Origin of the sequence: Zoogloea sp., from assembly GCF_028693495.1 — a bacterium.
In the GTDB taxonomy this organism is placed as follows: domain Bacteria; phylum Pseudomonadota; class Gammaproteobacteria; order Burkholderiales; family Rhodocyclaceae; genus Zoogloea.
In genome coordinates this window covers 1-9,489 of record NZ_JAQUVG010000120.1, presented here as the reverse complement: position 1 = coordinate 9,489, position 9,489 = coordinate 1, and the positions used below count along the sequence as shown (strand labels likewise).

Sequence of the window (9,489 nt, the reverse complement as noted above, 5' to 3'; positions counted from 1 at the left end):
TTCGGCATAGAGCGCATCGAAATGCGCAGACATCGAACGCAAAACCAGATCGGCGAGCACCTTCACGCGACGCAGCGGATGGTCTCGGGGAATTCGATCCTCGAGATTGACGTAGCTGAACAGGGGGGGCTCTGTTTATGGTCGGTGCCGCGCATCGGAACAATTAAAGTGGTAATGCAGATCGTATTGTAACGTCCGGGAAAGCCTTGCCAGTGCTCGGATCTGGCTAAATCAACAACCTGTTAGGGCGCTCTGCAGTTGAGTTTGTCAGGCCCTGTTCTCGTGGCTTCCAGTTCATCATATGAGCGGTTAAGGCGTCTACGACGCCTGTCCAGTAATCCATCCACCAGGTTAGAGGGACGGGAGCCATGATCATATTCTCCTTGTAGTTTTTGCGTTCCGATCCATCTTCTGGAGACAACTCAGCCTGTATGGACTCACGAGGCTCTCTTGAATGATGGTGCTCGACCATTTCACCATAGTCATGACCTGAAGTTAGTAGCTGTGACGTTTTTGACAAAATCGCACAAAATGCATCTTTTATGCTGACTTGTTGTTTTTTTAACAACACTTTTTCACCTAATCATCAAATCTGATCCTAATCTTTATTCAATTTATAATTTGAAGACGCTTAATTGCATATCTTTTGTTTCTTTCAGATTTTTCCCAACGGGATCAACGCCAACCAGCTGCGGCGCTGGATGCGCGAGCGCGGCATCAAGCCGCCCGAGCTGTCCTGCCTGCCGTTACGCCTGGTGGCCAAGCACCAAGATCATCTGCCACTCTATCGCCAGGAAAAGATCTTCAGCCGGGCGGGGCTCGCGATTCCCCAATCCACGCTCGCCCAATGGGTCGAGCAGTTGCAGCCTCTGGTCGACGCCCTGAAGGAAGAACTCCTCGCCTTCCCGGTGCTGCACGCCGACGAGACGCCGGTGGCGATGCTCGACCCGGGGGCCGGCAAGACCCATCGGGCCTACCTGTGGTCCTACAGCATCGGCGCCCACGATCCGGTCCGGGCGGTGATCTACGACTTTGCCGAGAGCCGCGCCGGCCAGCACGCCCGGGACTTCCTGGGCGAGTGGCGCGGCACCCTCGTCTGCGACGACTACTCGGGCTACAAGGCCTTGATCGCCAAAGGTGTCACGGAAGCGGGCTGCATGGCCCACGCCCGGCGCAAGTTCTTCGAGCTTCAGGAACACGGGCAGAGCCAGATCGCGGGTGAGGCGCTGGAGCGGATCGCCGCTCTTTATACCATCGAGCAGGCAGCGCGTGAGCTCGATGCCAAGGATCGCCAAGCGCTGCGCCAAACCCAGGCGCAGCCACTGCTGGAAGACTTGAAAGCCTGGCTGCTGGCATGCCGGGGACAGATTCCCAACGGATCATCCAGCGCCAAGGCGATCGACTACACCCTCAAGCGTTGGGCGGCGCTGACCCATTACCTGACCGATGGGAACGTGCCGATCGGTGGAGTCAAGATGTGGCGCGGTGGCCGTAGGTTTCGCTTGTCCGTTTCCACCCCTTTCGTCCGGTGGTGCCCAAGTAGCGTTGCCTTAGCTCCGTTTCCACATCCCGCTCATCGAACCGGACGTGCGGATTTCCCGCATCCGGCTCTCTTTCAGCACATCAAACCTTCGCGTTCGCACGGTCGGTGCTCGTCGGCAGCAGGCGGATCAATCCCAAGGTTTCATAAAGGAATTGGTCGGCGTATTGGCGGTACCCCGTTCCCCGCTTGCCGCGTCTGCGCATCAACCAGATCCGCAGACGACGCGCCGCGTAGCGATCGATCAGCCGGTAGATTCGGCTTACCGGCCCCTGGCTGAAGTAGCCCGCCCATCCCCGGATCATCGGGTTCAGATGATCGATGCGGCTCTGGATATCGAGCGCATTCCAGCGCGACGTCGTGGCGTCGTGGATGTCCTGGATCAGGCGCTTGATCGACTTTCTGGAGGGACGGGTACCCCAGTAAGGGCGACCATCCCGGCCGTAAAAGCGGCCCACTGTGTAGCCAAGGAAGTCAAAGCGTTCGTCCGGCAGTTTCACCAGCCGCGTCTTCTTCTCGTTGACCGTCAGCCCCAGTCTGTCCATCAGGCCCCGCATGGCGCCCATCGCGTGTTCGCCCTGGCCAGGTCGGCACAGAATCACGAAGTCATCGGCGTAATTGACCACTTCCGCCTGAAACCGCTTCGCGTATCCGTGTTGGTACCACGCCAGCATGAAGCGGCGGAAGTACAGGTTGGCCAGCAGCGGCGAGATGATGCCGCCTTGAGGCGTGCCACGATGGAGATCCTTCGCTTCGGTGGAGCGGCGCTCCCCTTGCGCAGAGCGTTCGACCACCGGTGCGTTCAGCCATTCGCGGATCACTGACAGCACCGTGCCATCGGCGATTCGCCGGGCGACACAGCGCATCAGGTCTCCGTGGGGAATGGTGTTGAAGTAATCGGACAGGTCCGCATCGACCACCTCGCGCGCACCCCGGTCGGCAATGCCGAAGTGAATGCGGCGCAGGGCCATCTTTGCGTCGAGCCCGGTGCGAAAGCCGTATTGCCACGGTAACAGGTCCGCTTCGAAGATCGGACCCATCACCAGCAACACCGCCATCTGCACCACCCGGTCCCGGATGCACGGGATACCGAGCGGTCGTTCTCCACCACTGGCTTTGGGAATCCACACGCGCAGCAGGGGCCGCGGGTGATAAGTCTTCCCGGTAAGCTCCTGCCGCAATCTTTCCAGCCACGCGCTTCGCCCGTATTCCTCAATGTGCTCGAAGCGTTCTCCATCGACGCCCGGCGCACCGCGATTGGCGCGGCAGCGTCGGTAGGCTTCATGGAGGACGTCCTCGCGGCACACCTTGTCCCACAGACTGTAGAAGCGTGCAGCCGGTTCGTTCTTGGCTTTCGTTTGTAATGCGGTCTGTAGCGTCCGAACCGAATCCAGCAAGGTGGGTAGACTCACGTCAATCCTTGGGCTCTTGCCACTTTCCGTCATACGTCCTGAAACAGGGGGCCTTCGCTCTACCAGCGTTACCCGGCTTCGTCACTACTACACCCCCATCCGCCATCCATGGGGCCGACTCCATCCCTCGCGGGATCGTCGTTGCCGGGCTGCCCGCCCCGCACCACCATGGACTTCCCTTGTTGCACGGTCGATCTCTCCCCTGCGTGCTGCCACCACTACCCCGGTGGAACCGTCGGATGCCCTTCACGCTCGCTTCTCCGACGACATCGGCCTTCCTCGTTATTGTGGCGAGTCGGCTTCCACAACTGACATTTCGAGGCCTGCTCAGTGTTTACTCGCGTTGCGGCCCGCAGGGCCCGCTGACCTCCTTCGAGGCCGTTTCAAGAAGTGCTTCAGCCCATTTGTTACCTCCTGGACCGCTCCCTGTGCTTCCGGCCGGAGCGAGAGTTGGCCGGGTCGGATTTGCACCGACGAATCAACCGTGCCTTCGCAAGGCACACACAATAACTGGATCGAGAACCAGATCCGGCCGATTGCCCCACTTCGGAATCGGTTTCCGATATGAACGAAAAATCGAGGCGCCTACGGCGCGAGAATGGAGACTGCTACTCACCAGGGACGGCGGAGGGCAGACAGCGCACACGTATGCAGCCCATAGGCTTGGCAGTGATCAGCGAGCGTAGCGCGCTGCTGGCGTGACAGGCCGGCACGATACCGAGAGCGGCCGGCCACGCCGCCAGCTTTTGAATTTGTGGGGGAAAATTTCAAGTACAGACGCTGAAAAGCACTTAGGCCACTCCGAAGAGTGGCCTAAGTGCTGGTTTCTTTTGGTCGGGGCGGCGGGATTCGAACTCGCGACCCCTTGCACCCCATGCAAGTGCGCTACCAGGCTGCGCTACGCCCCGACAAGCCAAAAATTATAGACATGCTTCTTTTTTATTGCAAGGATTTTCACCAGAAAAGCGTGAATAAATGACCAAAACACCTGCTCAAGCTGATATCGGAATCAGAAAATCGTCCGAGACCCTGCACCCCAGATCAAAGATCCGTTCGCGAAAATCCTCAAGGTAGCTGCGTAAGCCCCCTTCGAAGATACTTTCTATGTCACCAAGACGCAAATGAGCCTCCAGCTCACCCGCCATACGCTCCGTTTCAGCCGAGCGAGCATTCGATACCCAGGTCAGGTTTGAGTAAACCTCTTTCATGCTGCGTGCCAAGGATCGAGGCATGTCAGCACGCAGGATCAGCAACTCGGCAACCCTCAGGGGCGTCATCTGATCCCGGTACACCTTGCGGTATACCTCAAAGGCGGAAACCGACTGCAACAGGGCACTCCACTGGTAGTAATCTGCCATGTGAGCATCACCGTGAGAGCCTGGCAGCAGGTTCAGATACTTGACTTCCAGAATGCGGGCGGTATTGTCAGCCCGCTCCAGGAAGGTACCCAGACGGATGAAGCGTAAGGCTTCGTCCTGCAACATGGTGCCAATCGTGACACCACGAGAGAGATGCGACCGGTATTTGACCCACTCAAAGAAATCTCCAGGACCATTCTCCATGATCTTGGTCATCGTGAAACCACGTATCTTGAGCCAGGTTGCATTGGAGGTCTCCCAGAGTTCGGAAGTCAGGGTTCCTCGAACCGCGTGGGCATTTTCCCGGGTGGCACGCAAGCAGCGCAGAATGCTTCCCGGGTTGTCCCGATCAAGAATCATGAACTCCAGAACGGCTTCGGTCGTGAAGGCCGGGTGCTTGATCAGAAAGGCGTCCTGGAGCTCCATGATCTTGAGCATGCCCGCCCACATGGACTCGGTTTCTTCCCCATTCTGGGGAAGCAAGGATAGACGGTAAGTGACGTCCAGGATCCGTGCAGTATTTTCGGCCCGCTCCATGTAACGGGCCATCCAGAAAAGGTGATCAGCAGTACGACTCAACATGTTCAGGCCTCCAGTACCCAGGTGTCCTTGGTGCCTCCGCCCTGGGACGAGTTCACCACCAGCGAACCTTCGCGCAGGGCGACGCGGGTCAACCCTCCCGGGACCATCTGCACTTCCGTCCCCGAGAGGACGAAGGGACGCAGATCCAGGTGACGTGGCGCAATTCCACTCTCCACGAAGGTCGGACAATTGGAGAGCGCCAACGTGGGTTGAGCGATGTACTTCTCGGGATTGGCAATCAGGTATTTGCGGAAGGTTTCGATCTGCTCCATGGTGGAGGCCGGGCCCACCAGCATCCCGTACCCCCCTGCCCCATGCACTTCCTTGACGACCAGTTCCGGGAGATGAGCCAGGGTATAGGCCAGATCCTCCGGTTTGCGGCACATGTAGGTAGGTACATTATTGAGGATCGGCGCCTCACCCAGGTAGAAACGGATCATCTCCGGAACATAGGGGTAGATCGACTTGTCGTCAGCCACGCCGGTCCCGATCGCATTGGAGACAGTGACCCGCCCGGCCCTGTAAGCGTCCAGCAATCCGGGGACGCCCAGCATCGAATCCTTGCGGAAATACTTGGGATCGAGAAAGTCGTCATCTACCCGACGGTAGATCACATCCACCCGCCTCGGCCCCTGGGTCGTACGCATGAAGACCTGATCCTCCCGCACGAAGAGATCCTGCCCCTCGACCAGCTCCACCCCCATCTGCTGGGCGAGGAAGGCGTGCTCGAAGTAGGCGCTGTTATAAGCGCCCGGTGTCAGCACAACCACCGTCGGATCGGTGACCCCAAGGGGTGCGAGACTGCGCAGCGTATGCAGGAGCATGTCGGGGTAATGATCCACCGGAGCTACCCGATGCCTGGCAAAGAGCTCTGGAAACAGACGCATCATCATGCGGCGGTCCTCCAGCATGTAGGACACCCCGGACGGGACCCGAAGGTTGTCTTCCAGCACGTAGAATTCACCCTCCCCCGCACGGACGACATCCACACCCGCGATGGCGGCATAGATATCGCAAGGTACGTTGACACCCTGCATCTCAGGTCGATATTGGGCGTTGTTGAGGACCTGCTGTGCTGGAATGCATCCCGCCTTCAGGATCTCCTGATTGTGGTAGATGTCATGAATGAACGCATTGAGCGCCTTGACCCGCTGGCGCAAGCCTGTTTCGAGGCTCTTCCACTCGTGGGCAGGAATGATCCGAGGGATGACGTCAAAGGGAATCAGACGCTCGGTTCCAGACTCCTCGCCATACACGGCGAAGGTGATTCCATAGCGATGAAACAGGGCATCTGCCTCGGCGCGCTTGCGCTCGATGCGATCCAGCGGCGTCTCCCTGAGCCACGCCGCGTATCCCGCGTAATGCCCACGAACACTCCCGTCGTCCGCAGTCATTTCATTGAAGAATTTTGTGATGGCCATTCGCATTCGCCTGTTATGAGTGTAATGCCGAGACAACAGTTTTGATTTAGCGAAAATCGTGCCACCAATTAAGATACTGTTTTAAAGGATATTTTTTCTATGTAATAAAATCTGCGCACCATATTCGTGCGTTTGCACTGGATTGGTGTGGTGGCCGTGCCTTGATTCGGTGCAGATGGCACAGACTCATCTGAAAATGACTTCCAGCCCCCGTCAATGCATGAAGGAGGTCGGCCGGCAACCCTGCTCCATCAGACGGAAAGGCATGGCATCATTCGCGCCTTTTAGTGATCCCTCTTCCCATGAGCCAGGCACTCCCAACGATCACATATCGACCACCGATGGAGCCGTTGCGGGTGCTTTACGAAGACCCCCATCTTCTGGTCCTGGACAAGCCCTCCGGCCTGCTGTCCGTACCCGGCCGGGGGCCAGGGCACGAGGACTGTCTGGCCAGCCGGGTACAAGCCTGTTACCCGGACGCCCGGGTCGTTCATCGACTGGACATGGCGACATCCGGCCTGATCGTCATGGCACGTGGGCGAGAAATGGAGCGGACGCTCAGCATCAGCTTCCAACAGCGGCGTGTGCAAAAACGTTACGTTGCCGTGGTGGCAGGACGTCTGGATGCCCCCACAGGAGAGGTGGCTTTGGCATTGAGCACCGACTGGCCCAACCGGCCCCGGCAAAAGGTCGACGCTGAGGCAGGCAAAGCCTCTCTTACCAGCTACTGCCTGCTGGCCCATGATCCGCTGAGTGACACCAGCCGGGTGGAGCTTACGCCCCACACCGGCCGTTCCCATCAGTTACGGGTACATATGCAGGCAATCGGCCACCCGATCCTGGGGGACGAACTCTATGCACCGCCGGAACACAGGGCCGCAGCATCAAGACTGCTACTCCACGCTACCCGGCTCGAACTGCCCCACCCGGGCTGCGGCCGAACCTTGCGCATGGAAAGTTCGCCGCCGTTTTAAGCCAGGATCAGGGCTGGGGAAAGGCGATGACGTGGTCGGCTTCGAGACGCACACCGATGCGCTCACCCAAGGCGTGGTTATGATGAGAAGGAACCAGGGAAAGCACTTCAACACCACTGGCAAGACGCAGGGTATACAGGATGTCCGCACCCCGGAAAGCCTTGTGCAGGACTTCAGCCTGCGTCGGGCTGCCATCGTCATGCACCACATCGTCAGGGCGCAGCAGTACATCGACGGCACACCCCTTGCCACACGTATCACAGCCCTGGGTACACTCCATGGGTACCCCGGAGTTCAGGACGCCCAGTTCGATCTGAACATGGTTGCCATCCAGCACCTTACCGGGAATGAACACCCCTTTGCCGACAAAATCCGCCACAAACCGGTTGGCCGGCCGGTGATACAGGTTGTAAGGGGTGTCCCACTGCTGGATCCGCCCATCCGCCATCACCCCAATCTCATCGGCCATCGCAAAGGCTTCGTGCTGATCGTGGGTAACCAGCACCGCGGTCATCCCTTCCTTTTTGAGGATTTCCCGCACCTCCACCGACAGACGCTCCCGTAGATCCACATCCAGGTTGGAGAATGGCTCGTCCAAAAGGACCAGTTCCGGTCGGGGGGCCAGGGCCCTGGCCAGGGCAACCCGCTGCTGCTGACCGCCGGACAACTCATGCGGAAAGCGGCGTCCCTGACCAGCCAGCCCCACGGTTCCAAGCAACTCGGCCACCCTGGCGGCCTTTTCCGAGGCACTACCCCTGACCAGACCAAACCCCACGTTCTGTTCGACCGTGAGATGGGGAAACAGGGCGTAATCCTGGAAAACCATGCCCACCTGGCGCTGTTCGGGCGGTACCCGCCACCCGGGCTTACTCACGGTCTGGTCATGAATGCGGATCTCTCCCCCCGCAACCTCTTCAAAACCCGCAATGCAGCGCAAGAGCGTGGTCTTGCCACAGCCGGAAGGGCCCAGCAGGCAGGCGATGGAGCCCGCCTGAAGACTGAAATCAACGCCACTGACGATGGTCTGCCGTCCATAACGCTGAACGACAGCCTTAAGTTCAAGTTTAGCCATGCAGTCGATTATAATTTGCATTAACGCGAATTTGCCCATGATTGAACAACACCTCCGCCGCCGCTCAGGACAGTTCTCCCCCCTCGTCCTCACCGCCCTTATCGTTGCACTGCTCGCCGGCCTTCCGGTCGCCAGTGTTGCCTACAATCTTTTTCTGGGCGGAACCAGCGCCACCTGGTCCCATCTGGCCAGCACCGTCCTTCCAGATTACATCTTCAATTCCCTGGCCCTGTGCGCCGGCGTAGGCGCCGGTGTGGCCATCATCGGGGTGTCCACTGCCTGGCTGACGGCCATGCACGACTTTCCGGGTCGGCGGATGTTCGAATGGGCACTGGTCCTGCCCCTGGCCGTACCAGCCTATGTGATGGCCTATGTCTATACCGATTTCCTGCAATTCGTAGGACCGGTACAGACCGCCTTGAGAGATCTCTTTGGCTGGCGCTACGGCGATTATCACTTCCCGGATATCCGCACCCTGCCCGGCGCCATGCTGATGTTCGTCTTCGTGCTCTACCCCTACGTCTATCTACTGGCTCGAACTGCGTTTCTCGAGCGAGGTGGCGGCGTACTGGAAGCCGCCCGTACCCTGGGTATCGGCCCCTGGAAGGCCTTCTTCACGGTTTCCCTGCCCCTGGCCCGACCGGCGGTTGCGGCAGGCGTCGCCCTGGCCCTGATGGAAACCCTTGCGGACTACGGCACCGTGGCCTACTTCGCAGTCGACACCTTCACCACGGGCATCTACCGGGCCTGGTTCTCCCTGGGGGACCGGGTAGCATCCGCCCAGCTGGCAGCCATCCTGCTCGGTTTCGTGCTGCTGCTGGTGATTCTGGAACGCTTTACCCGCGGCCGGGCCCGTTACCACAACACCTCCGGCCGGCGGCGCCCGCCACCAGCCCTTCTGAAGGGCCTGGCCGGCTGGCTGGCGACCCTGACCTGCCTGCTTCCCCTTGTGGTGGGTTTTTTGCTGCCTGCCGGGTTGCTCCTTCGCATGGCCCTCGGTGAGGGTGACGCCCAGTTCGGAGAGCGTTTTATCCTGCTGGCCCGCAACAGCTTCACCCTGGCCGGGCTCACGGCGCTGATCGCCGTGATGCTGGCAGTACTGATGGCCTACAGTGTGCGTCTCTCCGGCA

7 protein-coding genes, 1 tRNA gene and 1 pseudogene are annotated in these 9,489 nt (G+C 59.4%); 4 read left to right on the top strand and 5 right to left on the bottom strand.

Annotated elements, in window-relative coordinates; genetic code table 11:
* On the top strand, positions 1-192 hold a 192-nt coding region (locus PHD22_RS15250), incomplete at its 5' end, for a hypothetical protein (protein WP_299868734.1).
* A 560-nt stretch (positions 193-752) separates the two neighbouring features.
* Positions 753-1,463: pseudogene (locus PHD22_RS15245) on the top strand (IS66 family transposase); the annotation flags it as partial.
* Positions 1,464-1,623: 160 nt separating this feature from the next.
* Here the strand turns inward: PHD22_RS15245 and ltrA are convergent.
* The 4 genes from ltrA to PHD22_RS15225 form a co-directional block, all read right to left on the bottom strand.
* Entirely contained in the window at positions 1,624-2,952 is a 1,329-nt protein-coding gene (gene ltrA / locus PHD22_RS15240; RefSeq protein WP_299868731.1) for a group II intron reverse transcriptase/maturase, read from the bottom strand.
* A gap of 831 nt (positions 2,953-3,783) precedes the next feature.
* Positions 3,784-3,860: transfer RNA gene (locus tag PHD22_RS15235), tRNA-Pro, on the bottom strand.
* 84 nt (positions 3,861-3,944) lie between these two features.
* Positions 3,945-4,892, bottom strand: coding sequence for an alpha-E domain-containing protein (locus tag PHD22_RS15230; RefSeq protein ID WP_299868728.1), 948 nt, complete (start codon positions 4,890-4,892; stop codon positions 3,945-3,947).
* Between the two features lie 2 nt (positions 4,893-4,894).
* A complete protein-coding gene (locus PHD22_RS15225) occupies positions 4,895-6,313 on the bottom strand; it encodes a circularly permuted type 2 ATP-grasp protein (protein ID WP_299868724.1) in 1,419 nt (472 codons plus the stop codon).
* A gap of 356 nt (positions 6,314-6,669) precedes the next feature.
* Here PHD22_RS15225 and PHD22_RS15220 point away from each other — a divergent pair, with 356 nt between their 5' ends.
* A complete protein-coding gene (locus PHD22_RS15220; protein WP_366520749.1) occupies positions 6,670-7,287 on the top strand; it encodes an RluA family pseudouridine synthase in 618 nt (205 codons plus the stop codon).
* Between the two features lie 7 nt (positions 7,288-7,294).
* Here PHD22_RS15220 and PHD22_RS15215 read toward each other — a convergent pair whose 3' ends face one another.
* The gene (locus tag PHD22_RS15215) at positions 7,295-8,359 is read right to left on the bottom strand and encodes an ABC transporter ATP-binding protein (protein ID WP_299868719.1); all 1,065 of its coding nucleotides are present in this window, start codon (positions 8,357-8,359) and stop codon (positions 7,295-7,297) included.
* Between the two features lie 37 nt (positions 8,360-8,396).
* Here PHD22_RS15215 and PHD22_RS15210 point away from each other — a divergent pair.
* On the top strand, positions 8,397-9,489 hold a 1,093-nt coding region (locus tag PHD22_RS15210), incomplete at its 3' end, for an iron ABC transporter permease (protein ID WP_299868716.1).

Excerpts from the sequence above, each read along its gene's own strand:
- PHD22_RS15230 (WP_299868728.1), bottom strand. The coding sequence starts at position 4,892 with ATGTTGAGTCGTACTGCTGATCACCTTTTCTGGATGGCCCGTTACATG.
- PHD22_RS15225 (WP_299868724.1), bottom strand. The coding sequence starts at position 6,313 with ATGGCCATCACAAAATTCTTCAATGAAATGACTGCGGACGACGGGAGT.
- PHD22_RS15215 (WP_299868719.1), bottom strand. The coding sequence starts at position 8,359 with ATGGCTAAACTTGAACTTAAGGCTGTCGTTCAGCGTTATGGACGGCAG.